The sequence below is a fragment of the Nostoc sp. JL31 genome, from assembly GCF_017114965.1.
In the GTDB taxonomy this organism is placed as follows: Bacteria; Cyanobacteriota; Cyanobacteriia; order Cyanobacteriales; family Nostocaceae; genus Nostoc; species Nostoc punctiforme_A.
In genome coordinates, this window is sequence record NZ_JABXKO010000065.1 from 1 (window position 1) to 26,743 (window position 26,743).

Consider the following 26,743-nt stretch of genomic DNA (forward strand, 5'->3'; position numbering starts at 1 on the left):
CCCAGCCATACACAGATACACCCCTCTCATACGAGAAGTAGATTACCATATTTCGGTATTAGTGGGATAGGTTCTTGTAACATCTGACCTACATCGCTTAAGTCCTGTGCAAATGAGGTTTCTGCACCTATGGACTTACGAACTCGATTCGCCTCAACTGGGCGGTCATCTTCTGCTCTGGCAATCTTGTAGTAATAATGACCAGCTTTCCCAAAATGGTGTGTTAACTCAGAAAGAGTCCGCACTTTCAAATCTGCGCCAGTATGAATGCTGAGTGAGTGCATCTTCGCCGCCGTCACCTCTCCAATACCGTGGAACTTCTCAATCGGTAGTTGCTCTACAAAAGCGATCGCATCCTCCGGTAAAATCACCGTCAGTCCATTCGGCTTATTTTGGCCTGATGCCATTTTTGCTAGGAACTTGTTAATTGACACACCCGCAGTTGCCGTCAACTGAGTTTCCTGGAAAATCGCAGTTTTGATGTGTCTTGCGATAGTAGAAGCATAGGTGATGTTTTGCTTATTCTCAGTCACATCCAGGTATGCTTCATCTAGTGCAACCCCTTCCACTAAATCACTGTAGCGTTTGAAGATAGCGTGGATTGCTGCGGAAATCTCTCGGTAAACGTCGAATCTCGGTCTGACAAAGATTAGTCCAGGGCATTTTGCAAAAGCTGTTACTGAGGGCATTGCAGAGTGAATGCCAAATTTTCTAGCTTCATAACTGGCTGCTGCAACCACACCTCGCTGATTCGGACTGCCACCGACAACTAACGGTTTGCCTCGGTAGCTAGGGTTGTCCCTCTGTTCCACCGATGCATAAAAGGCATCCATATCAACGTGAACTATTTTCCTGGTTCTATCGACAGATTCTTGTCCCAAGGGTAGCTCCACCACAAACAGTCTCGCTTTTCACACCATTTTCAAGCAAATTAAATCCTAAATTAGAAATCCTATAGTACACTAGCACTAGTTTGAGCCAAATTTTGTATATCTGCAAATATTTAAAGCTTGCTTGAACTTTCTAGTATCAGCCCCGATTGGTTTTTCTGTTAATGAGTAAGCGTGACAATGTGGCTCAAATTTAGTGTAGCTCCAGATGGACAATTAGTCTGTGTTGAAGATGTTGGTAGTGGTAAGACTGAGCTTTTATGCCCTTACTGTTACGGGAAGCTAACTGCTAAGAAAGGTAAGGTTAAGCAACATCACTTTGCACATTATTCAGCGACCTGTCTGCCTGTAGCTAGCCGTGATTTCCCAATTTTACCACTGTACGATAATTTCAATATTTACCTATCGCGTAAAGATTTAGCACAGTTAAAATTGCTTTGGAAAGAATACGGCTCAATCAATTATCCTATCAGCCTTGGTTTAGTTACTCCTGGGCTTCTCAAAGCCTTTATGTTCCACAAAAACGTGTATCTAATCCCTCCGGCTTATGAATTTACTAACTTAGGAAAAATTCCTGTAGGAGCGCTAGAATTCACCTTATTCAATGAAGTGCAAGAACCTCTGTTGCCCAAAAAGCTATTGAAACTGGAGCTAGCAGCCAAACACGCCTTATACAAAAATGCACCAGATAAGTCATATCGGCTCACCGACTTAACACTTTATCGCGCTCAACTTCAACGCATTTTATCTTGTACTCTGTATTATTTAGAAATTCAAACTAACATTGGCACTTTGCACAAGATAGGAGTTACCACCAGATCCATCCAACAGCGATTGACAGAAATAGAAACGGATTTATCCATCCCTTATAAAACTGTTGCTATTCAAATACTTGGAACTTGGCCACACACAGGTAATGTAGAACTATATTTTAAACACCGCTATCATAATTACAATTATCGCATTGGTAGTTTAACTGAGTACTTCAAATTTGGCGCTATCGATGCTAACGCTGCCCTACATGAGCTACAACAAATGAAGGATAAAATACTTTCTCCAGCCGAAATAGACATTCTTAAGGACAACATTAGCTTATCTCAAGTTGCTATCTAGCCTATACTCATGCTCTGCAATAGCCAGGTTCTATATTTCTGTGCGATCGCCAAAGCAACGCTAATTGCTATTTATTAGACTTTTTGTGCTTTGTGGAGTCAACTAATCTATATGATTGGTCAGATTCACTCGTTGGAGAAAACGGATTTCCGGCAGTTGATGTTACCTCTAACCCTGTGCCTTTTCCATCAGAATTAATTACTTCGTACTGCCCACTGATGGGAGTACGTTCCCCTGGATTATGTAAAAAAGATTGAGGCTCCTCTGACTGGCTTAATTGTGTAGTAACAGGACTGTAAACTATAGTAAACTGACTTTTAATTTCAAAACCTGGAAGATAGCCACCGTGGAACGGGATATCTGACAACTGACTGAACGTGCTTTTAATGGATGAGATTGGTTGAAGCAAGTTTTCGTTGTCTTGGCTCCATCCAATAATTTGTGCATCTAGCAATTCTTGAAACTCAAGAGCGTGTACTGCCGCCTCATCCGAGGGAGTTTGGCTATCCACAAGAATTGATAACTTCAGAGTCAACAAAAGTATCGTTTGTGTTTCTAAAGAATCGTCCTTTGAGGTAACTTGTGTACAAGACTCATCTACATAAAAACCAAATTGGCTTTTAAAATGTGAAAAGCTCGGTGTTTGAAGTTGTTGACTAAGATATGACAACAATCCGGTATCTGGATCCGATAGAATCTGGCGAACGATTGGTATTTGTGTCATCAATACTTTACGAATTTTAAATTAAACGTTTTCTTGACCAACAATTTTATCCGATTCAGCGCTTTGAGACATCCATCAAACTGACGAAACTTTGCTCAATCGCTCTACCGATTTACTTAAAACATCTTTGATGCTTTCACGCCGGATAATTGCTCCCATCCCCGACTAAGGGAGCAATTATAGACGTGGGGGCAATACGGTTCAGTTAAGACAACTCTTTGCCCTTGACAGCAGAGGAGTTTTTGAGCATAGCTATAAGCCCCTACAAATCCTCCCAAGACTGAACCTTGGATTGAAAGGTTCTTTTAAATCACAGACTCCAATGGTGTTGTGATTCAACTTGTCCAATGGCTCACCGAAAACAGTTGTTAATAAATGAAGAATTTTTAAATGGTGAAGGTTTCAAAGCAGAGAGACCTAAATGCATATTAGCAGCTTACATACTTGGTATTAACTATCTGTTGGTGGATATTAACATAAGTATATTTATTAATATATCTGCCTTAATAATACACATGATGATAGTGCCAATTTTACTTTTTAACAGTGTAAATAAAGATAAGTACTTCAAGAGATAACTAAGTATGGCAACCTTATGTAATCCCACACTATCAATCGATCTGTTTACTAATTTAGAGCCGAATGTCAGTGTAACGGTCGATAACATTGCTGATTTAAGAGACACAATAACATGAGAAGACTCCAGTTTACTTTCTTAAAACATTCAGCTAGAGTATTTATTTTAAGTGTTTGTATTTTGCTTATAGTGTGGGTTAGTTCGCCGCTTCTGCCAATATTTGCAAAATCAGAAACTCAAGTTTTTGAGCAAGTTTGGCAAAAAATAAATGATAATTTTTACGATCCTAACTTTAATGGAGTAGATTGGAAATCCATTAAAAAACAATATCAACCTCAGATAATAAAAGCTAACTCAAATAAAGATATTGCTGTTGTCCTTAATCGAATGCTCTCTCAACTCAAATCTTCTCATACTCGGTTTTATACTCAAGATCAACCTGCTTACTATCAGCTTTTAGGGATTTTCTTCCCTCATAATTCTGACTTAAATAAGCAATTACAAAAGTTCTTCCCTGAAGGTAAAGTTGAATACACTGATATTGGCTTGTTTACCAAAGATATCAATGGCAAAACATTTATTAGCTCTATTCTTGATGAAAGCCCTGCTGCGAAAGCTGGCTTCAAGGTAGGGGATCAAATTTTAAGCGTTGATGGTTATTCATATCATCCAATACACTCTTTTGCTGGAAAAGCAGGCCAAACCGTCAAAATGTTGATACAGCGATCGCCCGAACCGAGCAGCCAGCAAGAAATTGCTGTCGTGCCAAAAACTTTTGATCCTAGCACGATGTTCTTGCAAGCTCAGACAGCCAGTATTAAGCTAATTGAGCAAGATGGCAAGAAAGTTGGTTATATTCATATATGGTCAAATGCAGCAGACCCCTACCAGCAACAACTTCAAGATGAACTGATTTATGGTCGCTTAAAAAATGCAGACGGTTTAGTTTTAGATTTAAGAGATGGATGGGGTGGAGGAGATGTTAGTTATCTCAACATCTTTACTGCTAAACATAATCTCAGCATCACTAACATTCCACGAAACCAACGCCGTTATACCTATAATTATCAATGGAAAAAACCTGTAGTGATGTTAGTTAACTCAGGCAGTCGTAGTAGTAAAGAAATTCTGGCATTTGGGTTTCAACAAAGTAATATTGGCACAGTAATTGGAACTCAAACGGCAGGAGCCGTACTTGCAGGTCGTCCTTATTTAATGCGAGATGGTAGCTTGCTTTATGTTGCAGTTACGAATGTATTTGTTAACGGCAATCAAAGGCTGGAAGGTAAAGGTGTAATACCAGACATTAATATCCCATTTCCTCTAGAATATGCCCAAGGAGTAGATCCTCAAATACAAACAGCCATAGAAACTGTGTTACAAGCAAAACTCTCACCAATAGATAAATAGCTTAAAGTGCTTTTAGAGAAGACATACTCGAAGTTGATCGCCCTGCTCAACCTCAAGTAACTGATTCGTGGGCTTAAGTGTCAACAATGCAAAAGAATTTTGACTTCTAGGCAATGATCTTACTGCGATCGCTTTAAGGCATCTGCCCGAAAAAGAGATTTATATCGAAAAAGATAAATTCTTACGATTAGGGACTCGTATTTTCCAGATTTTTGCAGTAGAGTGTTTATTCTGTGCAAATTATTAATACTCATCTTCTCCCAACTTTACCCAGACAAATTTTAAGTCAATGCCTTCGAGGAAACAGCCAATGAATACTTCTAATGAGATACATACAAAGAAAATTATCAAAAAATCTGACAAGCTTACCCTGAAACAGATGAAATTAATCGAAGAAGCAGAAGAGCAACTTCTTGAAGCTAATACTGTCAATTCTCCAGCCCCTGTGGTTGAGGTTGAGGAGAAACCAGTAGCGATTTCAGAGCCTAGAGCTCCTGACTATATTCCATTTTTTGATAATCCTCCAGTACAATCGGTGGGCAATTCCGGCTGGCAGGTTTCTGATGTCTGGCGGGATATTCGGGTGGATGATTTTTGTGGGTAGACGACCCCCATGATTACGAGATTACGAGCGCTCATGCATCTATACCCTCTGTACCCCTTTTAATTGCATTGGTTGAATCTATGTATGACTCCTGATTTGATAATCGTTCAACCATCTGTATTAAAGCTAAGTGCATTTCTGGTGTAAATTCCAACTTACCAGAACGCAGATGTAAATCTAACTGAGCAAGAGGAATTTCAATTTCTCGTTGCTGTAATACTTCGTAAATAATGTAGTATAAATCACTTTTGAGCAAAAATTGTTTATTAGGTTCCGCAGTCCAGACTAATAACTCAAAATTTAAGGTATTGTTGCCAAACTCTTTAAACAGTACTAGAGGCAAAGGAGTCTGCAATACATTGGGATGCTTAGAAGCAGCCTCTAACAGAGCAGATTGCACTGCTTTGGGATCTGAGCTATAGGCAACGCCAACGGGGAGATGAAGACGAGAAATCGGGTTGCGATGGCTCCAGTTGATTACTTCTTTTTCCAAGAAGCGAGAGTTGGGTACAATAATTGAAACGTGGTCAAGGGTACGAATCTCGGTACTTCTGGCACCGATTCGTTCGACAATACCTGTATATTCCCCAACTTCCACAAAATCTCCAACCTGAATCGGGCGCTCAAATACTAGTACTAAACCACTGCCAAAATTCTTAGCAATATCCTGTAAACCAAAGCCAATTCCAACGCTTAAAGCACTTGCTAAAATTGTCAAAGAGCTAATGTCAAGCCCCCAGATTTGTAGCAGTACCAGTGTGCCAATAAAAATTAGACCATATTTTAAAAGTATTATAATCGCTTCTTGAGCGCCACGATTGATGACAGTAAAAGATATAATCCGAGAACGTAAAAAATTGGTTAACGTTCCAGCAAAGATAACTAAGGCAAACAACAAACCAACCAAAACTATTAGTTCAGTAAGAGAATAAGGATTTTTTCCCAACGTCAGAATAGGTGAGGTGAAACTGGTAATCAGGATATTTGAAATTTGGTAGCTCCATTGACGAGTGAAAGGAAAGAGATTAGTGATATAAAGAATCGCACTCATCCAAAGTCCGATACGCATACTCGCCAACACTAATTTGAAAAATAATTCTAATACTTTAAGTGTTTCCGAATTAGGTATGGTATTGCTAGTAGTTAAGCGAAGTGAAGCTACTCGGATAAATTGATGCTTAATCCATCCCAATAGCCAACTAAATCCTACAGTTATGAGTAAAATTGCTGCTGCTATAAAAGTTGTTTGTTGAAGATAGGTTTTAGTTCGCTCTAAATGAGCTTCCTGTAACGCTCCTTCAATTTGCTGCGCCCAAATGTTAGCCTGCTCATCGAGTGTACTACCTGGTAAAGTATCTTGTTGTGTAACTGTTAACAGATAGCGGTCATTTAATAAAATAGTAGGTAGCTGGTTGCGTTTTTCAATTTTAACTTGAATAGACTCAGAAGCGGAAATCACATTTTTTAGTTGTGAGTTGATTAAATTTGTCCGTTCTTGAGCGCTATACTGACCAGAATCGCTGATCTGAAAAAGCTGTTGTCCATCCAAAATAACTGGAGCTTTAGTTAATGCTTGAGAAACGACAGGAGTGAACCAGAAAAATAAAACAAAAGTTAGTACTGTAATGAGAATATTCAAATATTTTGATGGCAGTCGCAAACGATGAAAATCAAACATAAAGACTCTAACCCAATATTTCTACTTCCGCTAATTAATATTAACTAGATTTTATCAAAATCAAATTATTTTTGTAATGGTTTCTATTAGCATCGCTTTTCATGGACTAGAGACACTCAATTTGTCAGGTAGGATAGGAGACAGGATAATAAGAGTGATCCTCTATAACAGTTCAATGGGTAAACGAAAGAGAAAAAATCACAATACACCCTTCCCTTGGATGGTAGAAGAGGAAAATCTGTTCATTGCTCCTACTGGTAACGAAATAGTTACAGATGCTGGATGGGAGAAAATTTCATTTGAAGAAGCCAGAAAACTATTTAGTCCCGAAACTTTTCAAGAGTGGTACGAACTGTTCTTAGAAAATACAGATATCTCGGAAATACTTTCAGAATCTAACGTCGATATAGATTTAGATGATGAAGGGAGCTATGCGGTTTTGTCAGATCCGCTAAAAAACAAGCGATCGCTAAATTATTTTCTCCGTAATACAAATAAAATTATACTTATAAAGTCGCATTAACACTTAAAAAGTCAGGATGAGTTTGAGTCACAAGTTGCAAGACTCTCTTTTTTGACCCCAAAAAAGCTAGGATTCCCTTTGAGCAATATTTTCGAGACAGGGATTATCTACTTTAATGGAAAAAAATATATGTGCAATTCTAGATTTGAGCAAATCATTATCAAATTTTTCTTCCGAGGTAACAAAATGTTTAGAATTGACGAAGATTACTGAATGGAATGGGAAACTTCTTGAAGAAAGAGAAGGAAAAATTAGAGAAATTGCACTTATTTTAGCTGGTCAATGTATTGCTATTTTGTTGTATAACCTTTCACAATCTCAGTCAGCCAATCAAACAGCTATGATTCAAACAAGAGGCTGGTGGGATAGTAAGATGCAAAAGCATGGTTATAGAAAACGGCAAATATTAACAGTTGGGAACGTTTTAGTTACTTTAAAGTTACCATATATGGTAAGAAAAAAGTCAACAAACAAGTCCACAAATAAAATAGCGATTCAAGGATTCTGTCCCTTATTAAAGTGGTTGGGAATGTCATCCGGCTTAACCCCATTAGTATGGGCAACAGTTGCCCAATACGGCGCAATCACTAGCTCATTTGAAGCCGCCTGTACAACTTTGATGGGTTGGGGAATTAACCTTAGTTTAAAAAGAATTGAACGTTTAACATATAAATTTGGTCAAATTGGGATCAACTTACGTCAATCTAAAATCTTAAATCGCCAATTAGGGAATTTAGCTGAAGGTAATATTCTTAAAGGTCAAAGAGTTGTCATTGCCGTAGATGGTGGTCGCAGTAGAATCCGAATTAATAAAAAGGGGAGAAAAAACTCCAAAACCAAGCGAAACGGGTTTATTGGCAAATGGGTTTAGCCAAAGTTATTCACAATTTATGTTGTTGATGAGCAAGGTAAAAAAATAAATAGTTCTGAAATTCCTATTACGAATGATGGCACTTATGAAGGATATAAAGCGCTTTTGGAAATTTTAGAAGCGGATTTAGTTGACTTGGGAATTAGTCAAGCAAAACAAGTATTATTAATCGGGGATGGAGCGGAGTGGATCTGGATACATATTCCCCCACTTTTGACAAGATTAGGATGCCCAGTCGAAACTTATCAGTTATTCGATTTTTATCATGTTACGGAAAATATAAAAGTATTTGCAGACGCAGCTTTTAATGAAGAAGTACAGTTGAAAGAATGGTTTGTAAAAGTTAGAAAGAGTTTAAAAAAAGGTAAAGCTAAATCCTTAATTAGCCAGATGGATGAGTTGATTGCTGTAGCTACTGGAGAGCGGTGTAAGATTATGGTAGTTAAGCGGAATTATATTTTAGATGCTTATCGTAAAGGGCGTTTAAATTACGATAAAGCAATAAATAAAAAACTCCCTATTGGCAGTGGCGCTTTTTGATTGTTTAATCCGCCAAGTTGTAAATTTAAGAATCAAGGGTAATAGTAAATTTTGGTTGAAAGAAAATGCAGAAGTTATGTTACATCTGCGTTGTCAATGGATAGCTAAAAGTTGGGATAATTTTTGTGCTTCCATCTTTAATTCCTTTATCAAACTAGAAACTGCTTGATAAATTTTATACTTTATTTTTACTCTCAACTTATTATTTGGTTGAATTAACACTAAGTATAAAAGCCTAATTGTAGATATTTTTGTTAACAATCGTCAAATGACTTGCTAGTAATCTTTTTGAGATATCTCATCAAGATGAATTCTCGTGCCTATCAGCATATATTTAGTAAATAAAGTTACTTTCTACTTAGCTTTGATTTTTGCGATCGCACCTTGTTTACCGAATCTGACAAAACCGCATTGCTCCCAGACTTCGCACTAGGAAGCGACTAAAAACACTTTCAGAGATGAGTTGTACTGCGACTATCAACAGATAGCTCCCCCAGAATACCCATGAAGATGGTTGTTTATAGTCCAGAGCTAACAAGCACATCGGTAACAAAACTCCAGCAAAGGAGGCTAACTTGACCCACCATTTCAGAAATTGCCATTGCTGCTGGTTAAACCCAATTTCTGCCGTAAAGGGTAAACGTCGAGCTTTTACACCAAAACCATAGCCAAGAGCTAGCAGGGTTATAATCAGAATAAAGAGCGTAAGAATCAATCCATTATTAACTGTCATCTGCCCGAAAATACCAATTTTCATACTCTTAGTTTAATCTGGTTTTAACAGCCTCGCTCCACCTTGGCTGCCAATAACAATATTTCGCCTTTTACTTTTACATACTCAGTGTGCAATGTGTTGATTCAAGCTAGTCGAAGGTTGAAGTCGAACTCCTCTCTCTTTTGCTCTATTCTTCGTAGTTAATCGCTTCCCCAATTGATGTTTGATGTTCTCTTTTATTGGCGAAAGCGGTGCTGATATAGGCGATTGGAGTGATCAGTGGTGTATTGGGAGACTGTCTTACTTTCCAGACATACTGTAAGTAATAAATTTACAAGTTCGTAGTCTTATCGAGTCTCTTAAAGGCTAACCAGTAGGTAGCTCATCCATCATTGAGCTAGTACTCAAAAATAGTCACTCATTTTCGGAATTATTAATACTGCTTATACCTAGTTTTTAATCGAAAACTATTGATAAATAATTTTTGTAGCAGCAAATGTCAAATGCTAAGAATTCCTTAACGCTGCGTCAGCCCAAAAGCGACCAAATTAATATTAGTAATGTGCAAGAGAATGCATTTATTTTGTAGTACAAAAAATCGAGATAACCTTTAATGAACAACCCATTACCGAAAAATGATACGAACATTTTAGTAATTGGAGCAGGAGTCAGTGGTCTAACAACTGCTATATGTCTGAGAGAGGCAGGTTTTAATGTTGTGATTGTTGCAGATCGTTTTGCCCCAGATTTAACCTCTATTGTGGCAGGTGCATTATGGGAATGGCCTCCAGCAGTCTGTGGTCGTCATGGATCTCCTAGATCGCTGGAGCGCTCTAAAGACTGGTGTATGACTACCTATAATAAATTCAAGAAAATACACACAGAGTTTGGTTCAGAAAAAACAGGGATTTATTTGAGGGATGGGTATTTCTATTTTAAGGATGTTTTGGAAAATCGACCTGCGGATCTAAGCAAAATGAATGAGTTGAAGGATAAAGTTGATGGATTTGAAAGAGGTTTACATATTGTAAAAAAAACGATTGATTTGAATTTTCAAGGAGGTATAAAAGATGCTTATAAACACATGGCTCCGATGACAAATACCGATGTTTACATGAATTGGCTACTTCAATATGTAAAGGATATTGGATGTGAGATTATCCAGGAGAAAATCACTGTCAATGTAGTTCAAAACGAACAGGAACTACTTAGCCGTTTTAATGCAAGGGCAATTGTTAATTGTGCTGGGCTAGGTTCAATAGCAACTACAGGGGATAGTTCCATGTATCCTGTGAGGGGCGCACTTGTCAGGGTTAAAAATCTAGGGGAAGTTGTGAAGGATGCTCATTGCATTTCCCATGAAGAATCTTCTTTAAATGAGCAAGATATCATTTTTATAGTTCCTAAAGGGGATGATTTGGTGGTCTTAGGAGGATTAACACAGCAAGACCAATGGGGTGCAGACTTATCTCTTGAGGTTCCAATTATTCGACAGATGTATGATGGTTGTTTAGAGTTTCTACCGGAATTAAAAGAACTCCCCTTAGATGAGAAGGAGCCTGTTAGGACTGGTCTACGACCATTAACATCGGAAAATGTTTGTGTAGAAAGAGTTTTAAACACACACATATTTTATAATTATGGACATGGAGGGTCAGGCGTAACGTTGTCATGGGGATGTTCACAAGAAATTGTCCACTTAGTACAACAAATGCTCTGCGAAGAGGCAAATCCAGTTGCTTTGCATAGTAGTAAGATAGATAGCAATAAGCAGACTGTCTTTGTGCTACATGATATGTTTCTGAGCAAAACTGATTTTAGACATATCTGCTCAGATAATAGAAATCTAGTTTTACTCTGTAGTAGGCGAGGACTCAGTGAGGTTGTACCCTCCCAGTATCAATACTTGGATATTGTGCAGATTGTGGAACCTTATAATTTACAAAATCTGTTCCAAACCTATCAACAGATTAAGACTGACTATAAACTATTAGATGATAACTGCCGGATTGTCACCAACGATGAGTATTCAGTACTGTTAACTGCACAGTTGCGTGAAGCTCTAAATCTGCCAGGCGATCGCCCAACGATGATCCAGCAGTTTACTGATAAGAGTTACCTCAAATCTGCCCTCAAAAATTCCCTTATTCGGATGCCTAAGTATCTGATTTTTGCTCAAGAACAATACCGTAAAGAGCCGATTTCATACTTAAAGTTTGTTCTAGAAGAACTAGGTAATCACATTTTGATCAAACCAGTTATCGGAGTCGGAAGTGAAAAAAGTAGAAGAATCTATACTGTTGATGATTTGAAAGCTTGGTGTGAAAGCAATGTAGATTCAGATTCAGAATTTGAGATGAATGAATTCATTAGAGGTCAGTTATACAATACAAGTGTTGTTATAAAAAACGGTCAGCCTTGTTATTTCGCTGCTTGCAAGCAGTATCGACCTAATGATGAATTCATTTATGGTCATCAAATCGGCAATATTATTGTTAGAGAAGAAGAACCAGAATTTCAGAAACTCTGGCAGTTTTCAAGTGATGTGTTAGAAAGTTTAGAACACGATTACCCTAAAAATAGTGTACTCAATATTGATTTATTACTACCTTCTCTTAGCGAAGAAGCAATCCTAATGGAAGTAGCTGCACGCCCCCCGGAAGCGCTTGTATCAAGAATGTTTTACATATATCAGGGGCTACGTCTAAACGAGTTACATCTCCAATTACAGATTGGTGATTCGCCTGATATCTTTCTCAAGGATAGAAATGAGTGGAAGTACAGCGCTTCCTCGATTCATCCAAAGCAGAATGGTGTTGTTACAGAAATTGAGAAGCCAGTTCTTCAAAGTGATGTGGAAATTTATTGGCAGATTTATTTGGGAGAAAGACTGGAAAAATCGCAAAGTATGAGGGATATTGCCATTGCTATTGTTTTGAGCCATCATGACTTTTCAACCCTTCAAGAGGAATATCAGGTAGCCAATTCTAGCAATTTCTACAATACTAAGAAAGATTTTTTCTAGCAGCCCGAAAGAAACTGTTTTACAGCAGTATTTGAGTTAAAAACCGAAAAATTACCGCCTAAATGAGTAAATTTTAGTGTATTCTGCGCTTTTCTAGCAGACAGAGGTGAACAAGGGAACAAACAACTCTCTTTTGTTTGACACTCTTCGGGAAGCGACGGAATCTGTTTTAGGCTTGGTGTCCTATGTTTGCTTGCAGACTGAGAGGATGCGTTGGTCGTTAGCGCTAATAAGTTTGATTTGATGAAAATTGGATAGATTAATTTTCATTTTTTCAGTTTTTGCTTTATTGTAACTAAGTGATTTAGCAGAAACTGTGTTGTTATTCTGTTTTCCTGTAAAGCAACTAAACTCAGAATTAGGATAGTACAAAGCTCCGACAATATCTCCTTGTTGACGTTGTAATACTAAGTAGGCTTTCCCAATTTGATTAGGTTGACCCGATCAGCAATCGTGTACAAGCGTATGCGATTGCTCTGGCATTGCTCAAGAGCGCAGGCTGAAATCTTCGCATTGCACATAGGCAAGCGATGGCTTTGAGTGGGTGTTTCAAATAGCAAAAGCCTTGATTGACATAAACTATGGTAGACGCATAGGATTTTAATGTCAACCGTGGTTAATAAACAGGTAGAGGTTTTGTCAGTGGACATCAGCGATGTGGCATACATCAAATGGAACGCCGAAAAAATTGACATTGTAAAAAAAGCAATGGAAGAAAAAGGCGGAAAGAGAGGAGCTATGTCCACAAGAACGCTAGCGCAAGCCTTACAAGATAAAGGCGTAGCTTGCTCATACCAAAACATATTTAAATTATTAAGTGGTAAATATTCAATTATTTCCTTAGAGATAGCGCAGGGTATTTGCGAAGTGTTATCTATCCCTGTTCAAGAAATTGTAAAAATCTACAGATTTTCTGTTTACGATGGTTGACAATGTTAACCAAGATAGACTAATATATTAATTATAGGAGAGGAACCAAGTAGTAGCCTCCCAGCTAAATTGAACCTTGAAAAAAGTGAGCAGAAAACAAAGCCCCCAGGTAGCGGAAGCAGCGAATAGTCAAGGCTGGTGAAGTAAGGTAAGGGCTGAGTGGGTTCCAAATAAAAAGTTGCCACAGCAGCACGAAAGTCGTTTTGAAGCTCGTTGCCGACTGCCGCCCGATCAAGAGATATGCTGCTGTAGCAAGCTCCAGTCACTGGCTAGGAGCAAGCAAATATGAGGCTTCGCCAATTCTAGAATGAGGTGTTGTGGCAAGCCACAACGTCAATTAGTACACAAATCAAAAGGCGATCGCCTGACCTGAGAAATCTGCGATCGCCTTTATTCCTATTACGGAGATAACTATTATGCCACAAACAACAACTGTAACCTCTTGCGTTAAACCAGTTGAAGAATTGAGATCAGTAGAGATTTCGTTTGAAGATCACGAATTCTATGTAGGTTAACCCTCTTTTGTCACTTTGGTAGAACCCAATCGCTGAAAGCCTTTCAGGGCTTACATCTCCAGGTTTTGGCTACAAATTTGAGTTACTGTTAGAAAATAAAAGCTCAAAGCTGGGCTACATAAAAGTTTCAGAATGTTGCTTCGATTATTATTTTCTGAAAGTGACAAAAGAGGGTTAAAAGCTCGTAGCTAGCATTACCCACGACGATGATCTAACACAACCTTGGATTGATGGTCAATGGTGAGGAGATCCACCGCGCGAACACTTTTAAAAGATGCCACAGCTATATCACATGGCATTACCAGCGCGGAACACTGCCCATACAAGAAGAAGAAACCCCAGTCGCTACAACGGGGAATGAAATTATGGTACAGATTGCTGATGAATGCGAAAAGTACGGGTTTGAAATCCTAAACTATGGTATCTACGACCAGGATCAAAAGCTTGGCGAAGTAAGCTGTACTGACAGCAGATGGTGGGTTATTCGGGCAACTTCAGTGCATCAACATAAAATTCCGTGTGATTCTGCATTTGATGCGGTGTGGGTATTGTCGATGGTAGAACTGACGCAACCATCTCGTGAGGAACTGCTGAATAAGCTGTTTGAGCCGTTTGACCAACTGACGGCTGACGAATGGGAACAGCTACGGCAATATCAGCCACCCTCAGACGAGTCCCTTGATTGCGGTGGGTTCACAGACTGCGATTTTGCGCGGATAGAGGGAATGGCGGCGTAAGTGAAATGGTGGGCGCGACCGTTGATTCGGTCGCACCTGCTGTTTTATGTTTTTAGCTACGCCTCGCTCAATAGATGACGAGATGACACAGTGATACCGCTAAAATTATAGTTGAGGATGTCAGGAAGGAGGTTTAGATGACAGACGATGTTAGATTTGACGATATTTACCTACGCCTCAATGAACTGACACAAGATGTTACAAACCTAAAAATTCAAGCAGGAACCATTGGAACGTCTCAGACTGCCATTGCTCAAACAATGACACTAGCCACTGGTTTAGCTTCGGATATGCGGCAAGTGAAAGCAGATATTAGAGAAATGAAATCTGATCTGAGAAACTTAAACGCAGGCTTAGAAGAAGTTCTTAGGTTATTGCGTCAGAGAAACAGCCCAGAAGAATAGTTCACTTAATACAAATTACCAAGTTTTGAGGCGCTTTTGTAGTAACAAGAGCGCTGTTTTATTAGCTCTGCACTTGATACATCTGAAATCAACGGCTGCGCCAATGCGAAAGTGAAAATGCTTTTGGTACAAACAAATGAACCCTCAATAAAATGCCGAATTACTTGCTGCCTTAATGCGTCAAGAGGAACTACTCAAGCAGTTAGTCGCAGCAATCAATAAGCCAAAACTAGGATTGCACTCTGAAGCTGGCAGTTGTAAAATCTACTGCAATCGTCAGCACGGAAGACTGTGGTACACACTAAATAGTGAACCAAGTGATGTCCCTCAAACTGCCTTAACTGGATATCTAAAAGAACTGCGATTTGAGAATACAGAACGCCGCAAAAAAGAAACCTGCAAGTTACTGATAACTATCTAAGCAGACCGGACGTATATCTTAGAATCAGGCTACGATACCCATTTTTCAAAGTGCATACTTGCGGCGATCGCAACACTCAGACCAGAACAACTATATTCTCCGATTACACTACAGCCTACTCCAGGGACAAGCGATGAAAGCGTGTTGTTCTGTCGGGTGTGGGTTGGGTCGGAATTAGTGATGGCATCCTACAATGAGCAAACAGAGTGGCGAGAGGTCAGTAAACAGGCTTTAGCTGTAACAAAAGCGGCGAATGAGATTGCGTTTGAAATCGTTGTAAACAGGGTTTGGGCAACTGTAATTAGAAGTTGCTTAAGCCTTGTCTACAGCTTGTTGTGCTATGTACTCACAACAACAAATGACTATAACAATCGTTCTCCCTAGCCTCGAAAACTTACAGCAGTTTTCTGACTCATTCGACATTGAGAAACTATTGCAATCTAAAGGAATTCTGCCGTGGCTTTTAGCAAATGGTTGGAAGCACGACGATGAATCGAGCTTGATTGCCAACATTATCGATGAGTCTACAAGTCTTGATGAAGTTTGGGACTCTGAAGAGTTTGATTTTAACGCCTTATCAGATGAATCAAAGTCAAAATTAAATCTGATTTTCGAGCATTTCTATCTGTAATCTTCTGTCATTCTCAATCAATAATTAACGCAAAGGTAACGAATTATGCGTGAAAAACTCTCCAGTCACATTTAATCAGTTTGACCGGAGAGAAAAATCGATTCCACGATAAATTATGACACACTTCACTGCTAATAAGATGGAATTAAATTTAATTAAGGTTTACGATACAACACTGTTAAGCTCATCGAAAGTTTACCAAATCAACGGTACACTTTCCCGATATTTGGGTGATAAAGGTAGTATACAACATCCACAGTATCTATTTGTACCTCTGCCAAATCAAAGAAAAAAAGCCAGCTTTCGACTAAATCGAAACAAACTTATGACTCGCTGTTATGAAGTCGAAGGCATGACTTATAACAAGCCTGTGGTACAGGATAATTCACAGCAACTTCAGCTATTTTAAGCCATGTCCATACATAAACCACCAGTCATTAAAAGACATATTAGGTTACAAAATAGCTCTACAAAAGTAATCTATAGAGCTACTACAGACATTCACAAGTTGAGAAATACTCACAAAGAAAGCTTCGCTTAATCGAAAGTGAAAAATAATGATTGAGGTCAATAATCATGGTACAAGTAATCGACAACCCTATTGCTGCGAATTTCCTGACTGATGCAGTAGTCGAGCGCCACAATTTCTCACAGTTAAATAAAACCCGTATTCGGTTTCGCATTCAGCTAAAGAAAAGTACGAAGTCTGCTGCTTCTAAATGGGCAGATGTGCTAAAAGCTGAAGTTTCAGAATCAGACCTCGTTAAAGTCACAAATTCTGAAGTCGGTTTGCGTGGTATTAAGGTATTCAAGAAGTTGGATGAAGCTGCTGCCCAATTAAGGCAAGAAATTGCTTCGGTTCAAGAGTGGATGTCTGCTGATACTGGTGATTGGATTTGTCCGATTGATTTAGCTCCACTCGTTTGGAACCAGTTAATTAATATTAGGGATAATATCGCCCCTGGTTTACGCAATCAATTAAAAGCTGATTACGAAGCGGGACTCGAAGATTATCAAGAGCGAATTGATCAGTTCCTCTCGCTTAACACTTGGGAATTAGCACAGGATAAGCAAGAATCAGTCAAAGCTAACTTGTTAAGAGCATTTCCGACTCTGACCGATCTCGAAGATTATTTGCAAGTTGTTATTGGTCGTCCGGTGATTATTCCTGCCCTCTCTGAACAACTCAATCAGCAGCAAGCCGAGTGTTTAGACCAGATTACCCAATTTATCCAGCAATACGATAGTAACCTGGAGCAGAAATTGAGGGAATCTGCTCAAGCTGGCGGTGAACAACTAGCCGCGCAGTTGCTTGAAGAGTTGAGCGATTGGGAGCCGGGACGTAAGCCGGTGCAGTTCAAAAAAAAGATGGAAAAACACCTGATGAAAGTGCGGGTGTTACTGGCAAATGCCTCACCGGAAGCTGGCAGCAGTTTACAGCAGATGATGGAGCATTTGGATTCGATTGTCACCGACCCAGCGATTGAAGCTAAGAATCTTGCCAGTGATAGGCGCAGTCAATTACAGCAAAAGATGGAAGAAATTCGGATCAAGTTGTTAGACGAACAGCGCAATCTACAATCACTTGCGACTGACGACGTGGGCTTATCGAAAGCTACCGTGATGTCGTTTAAGTTCCGGTAAAGAAACCAGTCTTGGGCGAGTGTGCATTCGCTCAAGACTAGCATCTTAAACAAGAAATACATATACACCTCAAAAGAATACCGCACTACTACTACTATAGGAACAAAATTCTCATGTCACATTTCTCAACAGTTAAAACCAAGCTTGCTAACCGTGAATGTCTGGTACAAGCTTTACAAGATTTGAAACTGAATCCGCAAGTACATGAAGCAGCACAATCACTAAAAGGATACTACGGTGGCTCTCAAGGACAAAGTGCTGAAATTATAGTTTCTGGTCGCACCATAAAAGCCCGTGCAGACATCGGATTCAAGTGGAATCAGTCAAGCGGCGTGTACGACGTAATACACGACAGTTATGAAACAGTTCCGAAGTTGGGACAAGACTTCTTTAGTAACAAGTTGATGTTGGCTTACGGTAAACGTTTGGTGAGAGCTAAAGCTGCCGAGTTACAAGAGCAATTCGGTGAATGTGCGATCGCTGAATCAACTAGCGGAAGTGTGCAAACCCTACGCCTAACTTTTGCCGGACATCAAGAAGTTCAACAGTACGTGAGGAGATGAATATGGAACGTTCAATACTGATTCATTTTGACAATGCTACAGGTGAAGTCCGAGTGGAGGCTGAGGGATTCGAGGGGCTGAGTTGTTTATCGGCTACACAACCGTTTGAAGAGGCACTTGGGGTTGTGGAGGGCGATCGCATTTTCAAAGAAGAATCAGCACCACAGCTTCGCACTACGAACAGTAGTCAAACACGCCTGCGTCAGTAATCAACACGGGGGAATCAACAAGTTCCCCCCTCAAAAACAATCATGAACGAATTACCTAAAGAATACCCATTTGTTCACGTTTACGCCCAGCAAAAACCAAGACAACCCGTGATCATCAAAGCTAGTACAGAGGGTTTGTGCGTACTTTTGAATGCAATAGTAACAGCGATTGCCTACCAAGAGAACAACGGTACAGCAGAAGTTTTTGACGGCGATGCCGAAGTTTATGAAGTAATCGTGAGACTTGTTAATACTCACGATGAACTAGCTCCACTACCTTATCAAAAACAATGAAACTCTCAAATCTGCTCTCCACACTCGATTCACAAATCCCCATTGCTGCGGTTGATGTCTTGTCTCCTGATGAAGCGACGATTATTCAGTGGCTGGCTACAGAGGTATCTAGCAAGCTATCAAGTCCAGTATTCTTCTGGAATCTGGGGGTATCAACCTTAGAACAATGTTTAATCGCAGCAGATGGGGGATTGGTGTTTAAGCCAGTTGCAGAGTACAAAAAACCTCCACAGGCTGATCCACTACTATTTGTATTTGACTACATTGCTAACTTTAGTGCTGATGGAATCTTTATCTTAGGTGATATTCACTCGTTTATTGGGAAGAATTCGCCTTCGTTATCTTGGGAGGTTGTTAGCAAGGTAAAAAATCTCTACCATCGTCTCAAACCGACTGATAAACGCATTGTGCTGCTGGGTCAAAACATTCAATTACACGAGTCACTTGTACGCTTAATCCCTTATTGTGAAATTCCTCTACCAGGAGTTGAGCAAATACTTGAACATATCAATTCTTATTTGCATGACCTACAACAGTCAGCTATTGAACAGGAATTGACTTTCACTATTTCCCTTAATAAAAGTGAAATTGAATCTCTTTCTCGTGCTGCTCTGGGATTAACCCTGGAGGAGATTAGCGACTTCCTGCGGTTAACTGTCAAACACAATCTAACATCAGATGGGATTTTAATTGATAGTCATTTCATACCCCAAGCAGTCGAGTATAAAACTCGGCTGTTGTCTCAAATGGGTATTGAATTGGGCAAGCCTGCTAGCATCTCCTTTGGAGGACTGGATTTGTTGCGTGAGTGGCTCAATCGGCGGCGGCGGCTGTTCACACAAGAGGCGCGTGAGCTACACCTACCTCAACCAAAAGGTGTGTTGCTGGCTGGCCCACCCGGTACAGGTAAAACATTATTGGCTAAAAACATTGCTAATATCCTTAATCTACCGCTACTCCAGCTAGATATTGCGTCTCTTCTTGGTTCTTTAGTTGGTGAATCAGAGGGCAATGTCAGACGGGCTTTAAAGACTGCCGAGGCGATCGCACCCTGCGTCCTGTGGATTGACGAAATCGAGAAAGCCTTGTCCGGTACTAGTGACACGAGTGGAGTCTCACAGAGGATTCTGGGCAATATCCTTACATTCATGTCCGAATCACAGTGTGGTGTGTTTGTCGTGGCAACTTGCAATGACCCCTCTGCACTGCCAAGTGAGCTAAAGAGGAAAGGCCGCTTCGATGAAAATTTTTTCGTCGATTTGCCCACTGAGCCAGAACGGTTACAGATTCTAGGGATTCATCTACAACGCTTTGGTATTCACCTGGAATCGGAGTATTTGGAGGCGATCGCAGCTTCGACCGCAAAGTTTTCAGGAGCAGAACTGGAAACCCTCGCTTCGGAAGCTGCTCTGCTGGCATTCGATGAAGGGCGACCGCAGCAGGTAACACTTGCTGACCTCGAAACCTGTCGTCAAACCATTACCCCGCTTGCGATTCAGGACGCTGCGGCAGTTGAGCGTATGCAAGGTTGGGCATCCACCGCACGACGAGCTAGCAAAGCGAAACATTTGGTTGCAGTGTAAGGAAACGGGTGGGTAGGGCAAACCCACCTGTGTGGCAAGGAGCAAACTTAAATTTTATCCAAATAGAACACCACAATTCATCGAATAAACCAATGGAACCGATAGGAATCCTACAAGAATTTAACTCGTGCTACGTAAAGATTCAGGCGATCGCTCAAGATGAAAACTGGCTCTTGTTAATTGCGGATAAAAAGATTGACCCAGAAGCAGCAACTCACGTGGGCGATACATTGCATTACTTGGGCGAGGTTATGGGTTGTGTCGAAGAAATCGTTGAAGTCAAGTTTAATCAGGAGGCAGAATAATGCAACCAACAATATCAATTCCACACGGTTGGAAATACCCCCGCTTCAATTTAGGGCAACACACAGAACACAGAACAGGGAATTATCATCGGCATCAAGTATTACCTAAGCAACAGTCTTCTAGCTCACGAATACGATGAAGGCTGGCGTTATTTAGTCATGCCTGACATGAATTCTATTGAAAAGGAAAATCACTTAGAGAACGAGATTGAATTGCTCAAATCCCAGGAATTGAAAACACTTCTAGAAGCAGAGATTAAAAAGCGACTATATCAAATCGAAGTTCTGAAATACGAGTTAAAAACAATTCCTGGCATTGTCATAAATAGCTAAGTCGAACACTATCCAGTATCAACGCAATTTTTAGCAACAACAACGAAATTATGGAAACCATCAAAATCAACAACAGCGTCTTTCTCATTCCACCCAGCCAACCGAAACTACAAGCGAATTGCGCTAAAGAGTACGGGCAATTTCTTCTCGATTGTCCTCCAAAGTTGACGATTCTAGAAGCACAAGCCGGAGGATATCTCAAAGGTAACAAGGCTGACTTTGCAATTGCAATCTCCCGCCCTGACCGTGCCTTGACTATCAACGAGAACTTCACCAACGAGCCATTTACTGAACTCTGGGTAATTCCGGTAGCTGGCGGACTCAAAGACCAGTTTAAAGGGCCAGCTTCAATGTTGCTTTCTTTCCTGATCCACCGCCGCAGTAAAGACAATTTTGCTGGATTGTACAACCACTTTGCCCATCGCGCTTTCCAGCAGTGGTGCGAGGAAGGGATGCCCGGAGATCCCAAAGAGTTCTGCTTCGGTGCGATCGCTTCGGTACTGAAAAACTACATTTTCTGCGCTGAATTTCAAAAAGTGGAAGGAACGCTTGGAACGTACTGGTTTATTCAGTGGAGCTATCGTAATCCCCAATCTGATTTTGAGAAGGATGCGCTCGAAGCCGCCGAAATGATTCGCTCTGGTGCGGAATCTGGGGCAACACTGCACTGGGTGACAAATGATACCTACGAGCGTTGGGCATCGAATGCTGTCACTGCACCAGCATTACCCCCGGTTTCGGAGACTGAGGCACGGGCATCTCTGCAAGGACAGAATCAGGCAGCAATACCGCAAGGGAAACGGAAGTAATTAGACATTACAACGGCGATTCACCTTTGAGTCGCCACTACATAAACTAGCAGCAAAATCAACCAATGAAAATCGGTACTGTCTCCATTAGTTATTCGAGAAAGTTTAACTTGGGCAATTATGAATCAATCGAATTAGGTTGTTCGCTTTGGGCACAAGTCGAGGAGGAAGAAGATGCCGACGGTGTAGTTCAATTCCTTTATCATCAGGCAAAAGCAGCAGTCAAAGAGGCTGCAATGCCTGTGATTAAAGCTAACGAATTCCAAATTAGTAAAGCCAAATCTCAGCGCAAAGTAGCGGCTGATCTCGGTGACATGGAGGACTTATGAAACAATTGACAGGCTTTATTCCCATCGCAGCATTACCAGAATCTACTGCGGCTTCTGCTAAACAACAGCTAATAGAAACAATTGAATGGCTCCACAAAGAAGGTGCTGCTACTGAAACCAACCTCAAACTCTTGACTGCAATTGTTGAATCAATTCTTTGTTCGGAAGAATCATACAGCAGATTTTTGCAGTGTGGTTTTGATGCAGCCATTGAGTTTTTCGACACCAATTCTCAAAACTGGGAATTTGAAGAATCAATCTCATCACCTCATAATCCGAGGAATTGGGATGAGTACAAGCAGCTACAACAAACACGGGTATTGTTGTCAACAACCCGGACTGTTACTGATTAAGGTAAAAAATGGGGACTTTAAATATAGCCCCTATCGTAAAACTGTACACAATGAATTACAAAGTAGAGGAAATAAGCAGATGAATCTTTAGTCAAGAATGGATTTAATTGCATTAACAAATGAACACTTTCTAGAAGATTTTTACGATTTTATTTCTGATTATAGTGGCGGATGGATGATTAAGTTTTTATATCTGATTAAAGTAAATGTTGCTCTCTGTTTTGGATGGGAATCACAGCCAGAATATGACGATTGGCATTGGGAACTGGGGTATTTTGAAGAGGAATACCGACAAGATTGGAATGCACCAATGGGAGCTTACGATTGGCAGGAAATCTGTACTCCTGTCAGTTTTCTAAAATGGCAATATGGTATCGGAGAAAACTCGAATTATTAGTAAAATTTATCCAATATAAGAGGGAGAAAAATTCTTGAACGAATATGATTATCTTCGCGCGTTTGTTATGGAGCAATTTGATTCTGAGGTAACAACAGAAGTAGATCCACTTCATGATCAACACAAGCTTTTGCTTTTGCAGAAGAATTACCTAGAAGCAGCGAGATTAGAAACTCTTCGAGATAGAGTTCTGCAAGAACTTTACATCAAAAGAGCCAGGGCTGAAGTAATTATCAATTGGCTTTCTCTTGATAATCAGCTACGACGTGAGTGTACAACTTATTGCGATGTCAGATCAGGAAGACTATGACTACTCAAACTACAAATATTAATCTTGATTCACCTAGCTTAGTGCTTGACACTATTTTCGTTTGGAAAGGAGCGGGACATGAACTACAGCAAAGTAATCCAAAGTACTGGGATAGTAAATGTTATCTGCGAATTTATCAAGCATATTCCATGCCGAGCATTGTCTTATGTTCGGATTTAGATGAACAAGACACGGGGACAAGCATTACTAATTCTGCGGAGGTCTAGCTACATTGATTTGGCGAAAATACCAGAATACTGTGTTATCGGCTCGTCGCTATTTGGGGGATAATTTTCTATTTGTCGAGCATTATCCTCGCAATAAAATAAGTAAAAACGAAGAACTAGAAGATTTTTCTTTAGTGCAATTTAATTGGGATGGTCAACGTTTTAGCCAACCACGTTGGAGTCCTTTAACTCCAAACATTGTGCTGGCTTTGATTCAACAGCATAAGGCCAAAGATTAAAACTGAAAGCGCGATTGCATTCAATCATCAGTGTGCGATCGCTAAAAGTATTCATTTCTCAGATATGCCACTTGGACAGGGAATTTTTTTCAATTCACATCATCTCAAAATCATAGAGTCATAGTCAAGATTATGCCAAGAAAATCAACTTACCCCACCCCTACTGACCAGTCCTCACTATGCCTACAGTATCTTGGTCATTGCGGGGGTAGCGCTCGATTGTGTCATATTAACTTCAGTTTGTCAGTTATTCAAACCTTGGTCAATCAAAGACAGGTAAAGATTAGCAATACTGGTGCAGGGTATTTTATTGAATTGGAGGATGCAAAATGAAAACACAGAAAGTAACTCATCAATCATATTTGCCTTCAAATAATAAAAGTAAGTTAGTTCTTCGTCGGACTCGAAAAAGATTTAACCCCAGAATTCTTCTCGACCGCATCATAGAAACAACTGCAATTGTATCCCTACTTTTTACCGGATTTGCGGGAGTAGGGGCGATAGGGTGCTGGGGAATGGAGATTGCTACAAGTTCTCAACATTGGCAGCATCAGAAAAAGACTTGCTTGGGGATGATGTTAGTTAGTTTTTCAGGCTTCTTGGGCAGTGCTTTGATTGGAGCGAGTTTCAGCATTCAACGAGATAAATTTTAGTAGGAACAACGATGGAAATTAAATTAACTACACAAGAAATCCGAGCCATCTTACAAGGATGTCAATATACGTTGCGGCTTGTGGGGAGTAGTCAAGATTATCGTAAAATTCAATCGTCAGAACACTTTTCTACCTCAAATGATGTTGTGCTAAACGATGCTTTCAGTATTTTGGGAGAAATAGTTGACGCAATTGATGAGGTGGAGCAAGTTAATCAATAAGGAGAATCTAAACATGGAGCAGGAAATTAAAAATGCAGTTGGTTTGGGTAGTCCTGAACTCGTAATCGAGTCGAAACCAAAACCCGAACCTGAACCAAAACCAACAGTAACGATTCATGACTTCGGGGCTTTGTTATCTAAGCACGAACCACCAAAAAACAACGATAACAGATGTTCATCCCCACGGCTGCTTGGTGATCAATGCGTCGATTGTGAAAACCATAAATCTAATCATGTTTTACATAGGAGCAACAACATGACATTCACTCTGGATAATCGCTCTAAAAACAAAGAATCTTCTTTAACAAAAGCATTGCGACAGATACAGGAGTTAAACTCTAAGATTCAGGAATTAGAGCAGTACCATAAAGACTATGTGGTATCGCAACAGAATTTGATTCCAGCCATCGCCGAAATTTGTATTTCTCCGATACAGGAAGTACAAGCGCTTCGTATTCTGATTTATCGGGGAGAAGCAGCTTGTCGGCAGTACTTGCGATCGGTGCTAGTCAAACAACGTCAGACTTCATAGAGATCAGGCACTGAGTGATTCCGGTTCTGTACGTGATATTTCCAAAACCCGACGTAACCAATATGAAGTTTCAAGAGAAGCAGATTGCTTTTGTTCGGCATCCGACCAAATGTTCTCCCAATCAAACAGCCAATTAGTCAGCAAACGAACTAAATCAACTAACTCACAGGCTCGGTCAATGTCCTCTGCTTTTACCATGTCGGGTACAGTCCACTCAATAAAGTACCTACTTTCTTTTACCAAAGGCAGCATCAAATCCCTTGATGAGTCTCCAACCCACATAGACTGAATTTGCGATAGATGATTTGCCAAGTGATGCAACCGAGTAGTCACATCATCTTGTGTAAAATTTTTCTGCTCTGGTGTCATTTGGATCATAAGTTTCCTAAGAACTCGATAAGAAGTTGAGCAACCCTTTCTCTAATATTAGGGTCTAAAATCTCCATTGATCTATTTTGCCGGGGACGAAGATTAACCATTGATTCAAAAATTATTTTCCCAGTCAAAGGCATAAAACTGGCAGCCCAAATATCTTGTTGTCTACTACCGTCTTTCAATAGCTCTTTTTCGCAATCAGCGTGCAGATCGCCACCACCAACCAACACAAGACGTTCGATATCGACTACTGTTTTGATGTAGAACTTGTGTTCAGTAAGCATTTGTTCTATTTGTTGAGAGGTGGCGCGATTACGTAATAGCAAAATCATTCAAATCATAACCTCTATCAAGGAAAGGCATTCTAATTATGGAACGGAATCAAGCACAAGTAATTGCTGTAAGTCTCGCTGGCATATTAGCGGCTATATCTGTGGGATATTTAGGAGTGCAATTTTTTGGCAAGAATGCAATGTACATGATTGCGACAGGAATATTTGGGCTGGGTACTGGGGGATCTATTGGTCAGGTTTTGGTAGAGAAAAGACAGCAGCGAGTAGTACAAACACAGTCAAAACAAGGATAGGAGTAATCGTATGGAAACTTCAAAAGTTGTCACTATTCCCAATCATTGGACATCACCAAAATACTCGTTAGGGCAAAGAACCAAGCAGGGGATGATTGTAGGGGTTCAGTATTACCCACCCAATAATCTACTGACTGGCTTATGTAACGAATCTTGGCGTTATGCTGTCCTAGATAAAAACGATTTATCAGAAGTGTCACATCTTGAAGAGGAGAAAATTCATCTACTTACATCACTTGAATTACGTGCTGAACTTGAAGCTGAGATTGAAGCATATCAGCGTAAAATACAAATTCTCAAACACCAAATGGGGGCAATATCTAATGCTTAAATCAGTATTCACGTACTAAGAAGCACCTCTAATAATAAATGATTTGATCGGAGTTAGAGCCGACTTTTGACTTTCCACGAAGAGATATGGAAAAGTCAGAGTTAGAAGTTAGAAGAGTAATGCTTAACTTTTTACAAAAGAC

The 26,743-nt window shown here is 40.0% G+C and carries 37 protein-coding genes and 1 pseudogene; 32 read left to right on the forward strand and 6 right to left on the reverse strand.

Annotated elements, in window-relative coordinates:
- Positions 1–26: 26 nt before the first annotated feature.
- Positions 27–896, reverse strand: coding sequence for a DNA polymerase IV (dinB, locus tag HWQ43_RS15295; protein WP_292735145.1), 870 nt, complete (start codon positions 894–896; stop codon positions 27–29).
- A gap of 174 nt (positions 897–1,070) precedes the next feature.
- On the opposite strand from dinB, the gene HWQ43_RS15300 reads away from it, so the two are divergent.
- Positions 1,071–2,003 carry a GIY-YIG nuclease family protein gene (locus HWQ43_RS15300; protein ID WP_292735148.1) on the forward strand — a complete coding sequence of 311 codons (933 nt, stop codon included), beginning with the start codon at positions 1,071–1,073 and terminating at the stop codon, positions 2,001–2,003.
- 67 nt (positions 2,004–2,070) lie between these two features.
- Here the strand turns inward: HWQ43_RS15300 and HWQ43_RS15305 are convergent, their stop codons facing one another.
- A complete protein-coding gene (locus tag HWQ43_RS15305) occupies positions 2,071–2,727 on the reverse strand; it encodes a hypothetical protein (RefSeq protein ID WP_292735151.1) in 657 nt (218 codons plus the stop codon).
- Between the two features lie 691 nt (positions 2,728–3,418).
- Between HWQ43_RS15305 and HWQ43_RS15310 the strand changes: the two genes are divergently transcribed.
- Together HWQ43_RS15310 and HWQ43_RS15315 are read left to right on the forward strand one after the other, a co-directional pair.
- Positions 3,419–4,714: a S41 family peptidase gene (locus HWQ43_RS15310; RefSeq protein WP_292735154.1), complete on the forward strand. Its 1,296-nt coding sequence runs from the start codon at positions 3,419–3,421 to the stop codon at positions 4,712–4,714.
- Positions 4,715–5,024: 310 nt separating this feature from the next.
- On the forward strand, positions 5,025–5,318 hold the full coding sequence (locus HWQ43_RS15315) for a hypothetical protein (protein ID WP_292735157.1): 294 nt from the start codon (positions 5,025–5,027) through the stop codon (positions 5,316–5,318).
- Positions 5,319–5,349: 31 nt separating this feature from the next.
- Here the strand turns inward: HWQ43_RS15315 and HWQ43_RS15320 are convergent, their stop codons facing one another.
- Positions 5,350–6,996, reverse strand: a complete 1,647-nt coding sequence (locus tag HWQ43_RS15320; protein ID WP_292735159.1) for a mechanosensitive ion channel domain-containing protein — start codon at positions 6,994–6,996, stop codon at positions 5,350–5,352.
- Positions 6,997–7,171: 175 nt separating this feature from the next.
- On the opposite strand from HWQ43_RS15320, the gene HWQ43_RS15325 reads away from it, so the two are divergent.
- The gene (locus HWQ43_RS15325) at positions 7,172–7,519 is read left to right on the forward strand and encodes a hypothetical protein (RefSeq protein ID WP_292735162.1); all 348 of its coding nucleotides are present in this window, start codon (positions 7,172–7,174) and stop codon (positions 7,517–7,519) included.
- 115 nt (positions 7,520–7,634) lie between these two features.
- Positions 7,635–9,099 (forward strand): annotated as a pseudogene (locus HWQ43_RS15330) (ISLre2 family transposase).
- A 219-nt stretch (positions 9,100–9,318) separates the two neighbouring features.
- On the opposite strand, the gene HWQ43_RS15335 reads toward HWQ43_RS15330, so the two are convergent.
- The gene (locus tag HWQ43_RS15335) at positions 9,319–9,687 is read right to left on the reverse strand and encodes a hypothetical protein (RefSeq protein WP_292735166.1); all 369 of its coding nucleotides are present in this window, start codon (positions 9,685–9,687) and stop codon (positions 9,319–9,321) included.
- Positions 9,688–10,258: 571 nt separating this feature from the next.
- Between HWQ43_RS15335 and HWQ43_RS15340 the strand changes: the two genes are divergently transcribed.
- From HWQ43_RS15340 to HWQ43_RS15460, 25 genes are all read left to right on the forward strand, one after another.
- Positions 10,259–12,670 carry an FAD-dependent oxidoreductase gene (locus tag HWQ43_RS15340; RefSeq protein WP_292735169.1) on the forward strand — a complete coding sequence of 804 codons (2,412 nt, stop codon included), beginning with the start codon at positions 10,259–10,261 and terminating at the stop codon, positions 12,668–12,670.
- A gap of 603 nt (positions 12,671–13,273) precedes the next feature.
- Complete coding sequence (locus HWQ43_RS15345) at positions 13,274–13,600, forward strand: helix-turn-helix transcriptional regulator (protein WP_292735172.1); 327 nt, start codon at positions 13,274–13,276, stop codon at positions 13,598–13,600.
- A gap of 880 nt (positions 13,601–14,480) precedes the next feature.
- Positions 14,481–14,852 carry a hypothetical protein gene (locus HWQ43_RS15350; protein WP_292735175.1) on the forward strand — a complete coding sequence of 124 codons (372 nt, stop codon included), beginning with the start codon at positions 14,481–14,483 and terminating at the stop codon, positions 14,850–14,852.
- 137 nt (positions 14,853–14,989) lie between these two features.
- Positions 14,990–15,256, forward strand: coding sequence for a hypothetical protein (locus tag HWQ43_RS15355; protein WP_138506138.1), 267 nt, complete (start codon positions 14,990–14,992; stop codon positions 15,254–15,256).
- 175 nt (positions 15,257–15,431) lie between these two features.
- Positions 15,432–15,677 carry a hypothetical protein gene (locus tag HWQ43_RS15360; RefSeq protein ID WP_292735184.1) on the forward strand — a complete coding sequence of 82 codons (246 nt, stop codon included), beginning with the start codon at positions 15,432–15,434 and terminating at the stop codon, positions 15,675–15,677.
- Between the two features lie 180 nt (positions 15,678–15,857).
- Positions 15,858–16,061 (forward strand): hypothetical protein, encoded by a 204-nt coding sequence (locus HWQ43_RS15365; RefSeq protein WP_292735187.1) that lies wholly within the window; start codon positions 15,858–15,860, stop codon positions 16,059–16,061.
- Positions 16,036–16,308: a hypothetical protein gene (locus HWQ43_RS15370; protein ID WP_292735190.1), complete on the forward strand. Its 273-nt coding sequence runs from the start codon at positions 16,036–16,038 to the stop codon at positions 16,306–16,308. The genes HWQ43_RS15365 and HWQ43_RS15370 overlap by 26 nt, the downstream gene beginning before the upstream one ends.
- Positions 16,309–16,447: 139 nt before the next feature.
- Positions 16,448–16,717, forward strand: a complete 270-nt coding sequence (locus HWQ43_RS15375) for a hypothetical protein (protein ID WP_292735293.1) — start codon at positions 16,448–16,450, stop codon at positions 16,715–16,717.
- A gap of 167 nt (positions 16,718–16,884) precedes the next feature.
- Positions 16,885–17,952: a hypothetical protein gene (locus HWQ43_RS15380; RefSeq protein WP_292735193.1), complete on the forward strand. Its 1,068-nt coding sequence runs from the start codon at positions 16,885–16,887 to the stop codon at positions 17,950–17,952.
- Between the two features lie 113 nt (positions 17,953–18,065).
- A complete protein-coding gene (locus tag HWQ43_RS15385; protein WP_292735196.1) occupies positions 18,066–18,515 on the forward strand; it encodes a DUF1257 domain-containing protein in 450 nt (149 codons plus the stop codon).
- Positions 18,516–18,517: 2 nt separating this feature from the next.
- Positions 18,518–18,724: a DUF2997 domain-containing protein gene (locus tag HWQ43_RS15390; protein WP_190946551.1), complete on the forward strand. Its 207-nt coding sequence runs from the start codon at positions 18,518–18,520 to the stop codon at positions 18,722–18,724.
- Between the two features lie 42 nt (positions 18,725–18,766).
- Positions 18,767–19,018: a hypothetical protein gene (locus HWQ43_RS15395; protein ID WP_292735201.1), complete on the forward strand. Its 252-nt coding sequence runs from the start codon at positions 18,767–18,769 to the stop codon at positions 19,016–19,018.
- Positions 19,015–20,601, forward strand: a complete 1,587-nt coding sequence (locus HWQ43_RS15400; protein ID WP_292735204.1) for an AAA family ATPase — start codon at positions 19,015–19,017, stop codon at positions 20,599–20,601. The genes HWQ43_RS15395 and HWQ43_RS15400 overlap by 4 nt, the downstream gene beginning before the upstream one ends.
- Positions 20,602–20,609: 8 nt before the next feature.
- Positions 20,610–20,906, forward strand: a complete 297-nt coding sequence (locus HWQ43_RS15405) for a hypothetical protein (protein WP_292735207.1) — start codon at positions 20,610–20,612, stop codon at positions 20,904–20,906.
- A gap of 168 nt (positions 20,907–21,074) precedes the next feature.
- The gene (locus HWQ43_RS15410) at positions 21,075–21,239 is read left to right on the forward strand and encodes a hypothetical protein (RefSeq protein ID WP_292735210.1); all 165 of its coding nucleotides are present in this window, start codon (positions 21,075–21,077) and stop codon (positions 21,237–21,239) included.
- A 50-nt stretch (positions 21,240–21,289) separates the two neighbouring features.
- Positions 21,290–22,048: a hypothetical protein gene (locus tag HWQ43_RS15415; protein ID WP_292735215.1), complete on the forward strand. Its 759-nt coding sequence runs from the start codon at positions 21,290–21,292 to the stop codon at positions 22,046–22,048.
- A gap of 65 nt (positions 22,049–22,113) precedes the next feature.
- Positions 22,114–22,377: a hypothetical protein gene (locus tag HWQ43_RS15420; protein WP_292735218.1), complete on the forward strand. Its 264-nt coding sequence runs from the start codon at positions 22,114–22,116 to the stop codon at positions 22,375–22,377.
- Positions 22,374–22,730, forward strand: coding sequence for a hypothetical protein (locus HWQ43_RS15425; RefSeq protein ID WP_292735221.1), 357 nt, complete (start codon positions 22,374–22,376; stop codon positions 22,728–22,730). Before HWQ43_RS15420 ends, HWQ43_RS15425 begins: the two co-directional genes overlap by 4 nt.
- A gap of 97 nt (positions 22,731–22,827) precedes the next feature.
- Positions 22,828–23,127, forward strand: a complete 300-nt coding sequence (locus tag HWQ43_RS15430) for a hypothetical protein (RefSeq protein ID WP_292735224.1) — start codon at positions 22,828–22,830, stop codon at positions 23,125–23,127.
- 67 nt (positions 23,128–23,194) lie between these two features.
- Positions 23,195–23,437 (forward strand): hypothetical protein, encoded by a 243-nt coding sequence (locus tag HWQ43_RS15435; RefSeq protein WP_292735227.1) that lies wholly within the window; start codon positions 23,195–23,197, stop codon positions 23,435–23,437.
- Entirely contained in the window at positions 23,434–23,664 is a 231-nt protein-coding gene (locus tag HWQ43_RS15440) for a hypothetical protein (protein ID WP_292735230.1), read from the forward strand. Before HWQ43_RS15435 ends, HWQ43_RS15440 begins: the two co-directional genes overlap by 4 nt.
- Positions 23,665–23,669: 5 nt before the next feature.
- On the forward strand, positions 23,670–23,903 hold the full coding sequence (locus HWQ43_RS15445; RefSeq protein ID WP_292735233.1) for a hypothetical protein: 234 nt from the start codon (positions 23,670–23,672) through the stop codon (positions 23,901–23,903).
- Between the two features lie 329 nt (positions 23,904–24,232).
- Positions 24,233–24,556 carry a hypothetical protein gene (locus HWQ43_RS15450; protein ID WP_292735236.1) on the forward strand — a complete coding sequence of 108 codons (324 nt, stop codon included), beginning with the start codon at positions 24,233–24,235 and terminating at the stop codon, positions 24,554–24,556.
- A gap of 11 nt (positions 24,557–24,567) precedes the next feature.
- Positions 24,568–24,777, forward strand: coding sequence for a hypothetical protein (locus HWQ43_RS15455; RefSeq protein ID WP_292735239.1), 210 nt, complete (start codon positions 24,568–24,570; stop codon positions 24,775–24,777).
- Positions 24,778–24,790: 13 nt separating this feature from the next.
- Positions 24,791–25,309: a hypothetical protein gene (locus tag HWQ43_RS15460; RefSeq protein ID WP_292735242.1), complete on the forward strand. Its 519-nt coding sequence runs from the start codon at positions 24,791–24,793 to the stop codon at positions 25,307–25,309.
- Positions 25,310–25,312: 3 nt separating this feature from the next.
- Here HWQ43_RS15460 and HWQ43_RS15465 read toward each other — a convergent pair whose 3' ends face one another.
- Together HWQ43_RS15465 and HWQ43_RS15470 are read right to left on the reverse strand one after the other, a co-directional pair.
- Positions 25,313–25,687 (reverse strand): hypothetical protein, encoded by a 375-nt coding sequence (locus tag HWQ43_RS15465; RefSeq protein WP_292735245.1) that lies wholly within the window; start codon positions 25,685–25,687, stop codon positions 25,313–25,315.
- On the reverse strand, positions 25,684–26,016 hold the full coding sequence (locus HWQ43_RS15470) for a DUF5674 family protein (RefSeq protein WP_292735247.1): 333 nt from the start codon (positions 26,014–26,016) through the stop codon (positions 25,684–25,686). The genes HWQ43_RS15465 and HWQ43_RS15470 overlap by 4 nt, the downstream gene beginning before the upstream one ends.
- A gap of 38 nt (positions 26,017–26,054) precedes the next feature.
- Between HWQ43_RS15470 and HWQ43_RS15475 the strand changes: the two genes are divergently transcribed.
- Positions 26,055–26,270: a hypothetical protein gene (locus tag HWQ43_RS15475; RefSeq protein WP_292735250.1), complete on the forward strand. Its 216-nt coding sequence runs from the start codon at positions 26,055–26,057 to the stop codon at positions 26,268–26,270.
- Positions 26,271–26,280: 10 nt separating this feature from the next.
- Positions 26,281–26,601: a hypothetical protein gene (locus tag HWQ43_RS15480; protein WP_292735253.1), complete on the forward strand. Its 321-nt coding sequence runs from the start codon at positions 26,281–26,283 to the stop codon at positions 26,599–26,601.
- Positions 26,602–26,743: the final 142 nt, after the last annotated feature.

Bases quoted from the DNA above. Each gene is read 5' to 3' on its own strand.
- HWQ43_RS15300 (WP_292735148.1), top strand. From the start codon at position 1,071: ATGTGGCTCAAATTTAGTGTAGCTCCAGATGGACAATTAGTCTGTGTT.
- HWQ43_RS15305 (WP_292735151.1), bottom strand. From the start codon at position 2,727: ATGACACAAATACCAATCGTTCGCCAGATTCTATCGGATCCAGATACC.
- HWQ43_RS15310 (WP_292735154.1), top strand. From the start codon at position 3,419: ATGAGAAGACTCCAGTTTACTTTCTTAAAACATTCAGCTAGAGTATTT.
- HWQ43_RS15315 (WP_292735157.1), top strand. From the start codon at position 5,025: ATGAATACTTCTAATGAGATACATACAAAGAAAATTATCAAAAAATCT.
- HWQ43_RS15320 (WP_292735159.1), bottom strand. From the start codon at position 6,996: ATGTTTGATTTTCATCGTTTGCGACTGCCATCAAAATATTTGAATATT.
- HWQ43_RS15325 (WP_292735162.1), top strand. From the start codon at position 7,172: ATGGGTAAACGAAAGAGAAAAAATCACAATACACCCTTCCCTTGGATG.
- HWQ43_RS15335 (WP_292735166.1), bottom strand. From the start codon at position 9,687: ATGAAAATTGGTATTTTCGGGCAGATGACAGTTAATAATGGATTGATT.
- HWQ43_RS15340 (WP_292735169.1), top strand. From the start codon at position 10,259: ATGAACAACCCATTACCGAAAAATGATACGAACATTTTAGTAATTGGA.
- HWQ43_RS15345 (WP_292735172.1), top strand. From the start codon at position 13,274: ATGTCAACCGTGGTTAATAAACAGGTAGAGGTTTTGTCAGTGGACATC.
- HWQ43_RS15350 (WP_292735175.1), top strand. From the start codon at position 14,481: ATGGTACAGATTGCTGATGAATGCGAAAAGTACGGGTTTGAAATCCTA.
- HWQ43_RS15355 (WP_138506138.1), top strand. From the start codon at position 14,990: ATGACAGACGATGTTAGATTTGACGATATTTACCTACGCCTCAATGAA.
- HWQ43_RS15360 (WP_292735184.1), top strand. From the start codon at position 15,432: ATGCGTCAAGAGGAACTACTCAAGCAGTTAGTCGCAGCAATCAATAAG.
- HWQ43_RS15365 (WP_292735187.1), top strand. From the start codon at position 15,858: ATGGCATCCTACAATGAGCAAACAGAGTGGCGAGAGGTCAGTAAACAG.
- HWQ43_RS15370 (WP_292735190.1), top strand. From the start codon at position 16,036: ATGACTATAACAATCGTTCTCCCTAGCCTCGAAAACTTACAGCAGTTT.
- HWQ43_RS15375 (WP_292735293.1), top strand. From the start codon at position 16,448: ATGGAATTAAATTTAATTAAGGTTTACGATACAACACTGTTAAGCTCA.
- HWQ43_RS15380 (WP_292735193.1), top strand. From the start codon at position 16,885: ATGGTACAAGTAATCGACAACCCTATTGCTGCGAATTTCCTGACTGAT.
- HWQ43_RS15385 (WP_292735196.1), top strand. From the start codon at position 18,066: ATGTCACATTTCTCAACAGTTAAAACCAAGCTTGCTAACCGTGAATGT.
- HWQ43_RS15390 (WP_190946551.1), top strand. From the start codon at position 18,518: ATGGAACGTTCAATACTGATTCATTTTGACAATGCTACAGGTGAAGTC.
- HWQ43_RS15395 (WP_292735201.1), top strand. From the start codon at position 18,767: ATGAACGAATTACCTAAAGAATACCCATTTGTTCACGTTTACGCCCAG.
- HWQ43_RS15400 (WP_292735204.1), top strand. From the start codon at position 19,015: ATGAAACTCTCAAATCTGCTCTCCACACTCGATTCACAAATCCCCATT.
- HWQ43_RS15410 (WP_292735210.1), top strand. From the start codon at position 21,075: ATGAATTCTATTGAAAAGGAAAATCACTTAGAGAACGAGATTGAATTG.
- HWQ43_RS15415 (WP_292735215.1), top strand. From the start codon at position 21,290: ATGGAAACCATCAAAATCAACAACAGCGTCTTTCTCATTCCACCCAGC.
- HWQ43_RS15420 (WP_292735218.1), top strand. From the start codon at position 22,114: ATGAAAATCGGTACTGTCTCCATTAGTTATTCGAGAAAGTTTAACTTG.
- HWQ43_RS15425 (WP_292735221.1), top strand. From the start codon at position 22,374: ATGAAACAATTGACAGGCTTTATTCCCATCGCAGCATTACCAGAATCT.
- HWQ43_RS15430 (WP_292735224.1), top strand. From the start codon at position 22,828: ATGGATTTAATTGCATTAACAAATGAACACTTTCTAGAAGATTTTTAC.
- HWQ43_RS15435 (WP_292735227.1), top strand. From the start codon at position 23,195: ATGGAGCAATTTGATTCTGAGGTAACAACAGAAGTAGATCCACTTCAT.
- HWQ43_RS15440 (WP_292735230.1), top strand. From the start codon at position 23,434: ATGACTACTCAAACTACAAATATTAATCTTGATTCACCTAGCTTAGTG.
- HWQ43_RS15450 (WP_292735236.1), top strand. From the start codon at position 24,233: ATGAAAACACAGAAAGTAACTCATCAATCATATTTGCCTTCAAATAAT.
- HWQ43_RS15455 (WP_292735239.1), top strand. From the start codon at position 24,568: ATGGAAATTAAATTAACTACACAAGAAATCCGAGCCATCTTACAAGGA.
- HWQ43_RS15460 (WP_292735242.1), top strand. From the start codon at position 24,791: ATGGAGCAGGAAATTAAAAATGCAGTTGGTTTGGGTAGTCCTGAACTC.
- HWQ43_RS15465 (WP_292735245.1), bottom strand. From the start codon at position 25,687: ATGATCCAAATGACACCAGAGCAGAAAAATTTTACACAAGATGATGTG.
- HWQ43_RS15470 (WP_292735247.1), bottom strand. From the start codon at position 26,016: ATGATTTTGCTATTACGTAATCGCGCCACCTCTCAACAAATAGAACAA.
- HWQ43_RS15475 (WP_292735250.1), top strand. From the start codon at position 26,055: ATGGAACGGAATCAAGCACAAGTAATTGCTGTAAGTCTCGCTGGCATA.
- HWQ43_RS15480 (WP_292735253.1), top strand. From the start codon at position 26,281: ATGGAAACTTCAAAAGTTGTCACTATTCCCAATCATTGGACATCACCA.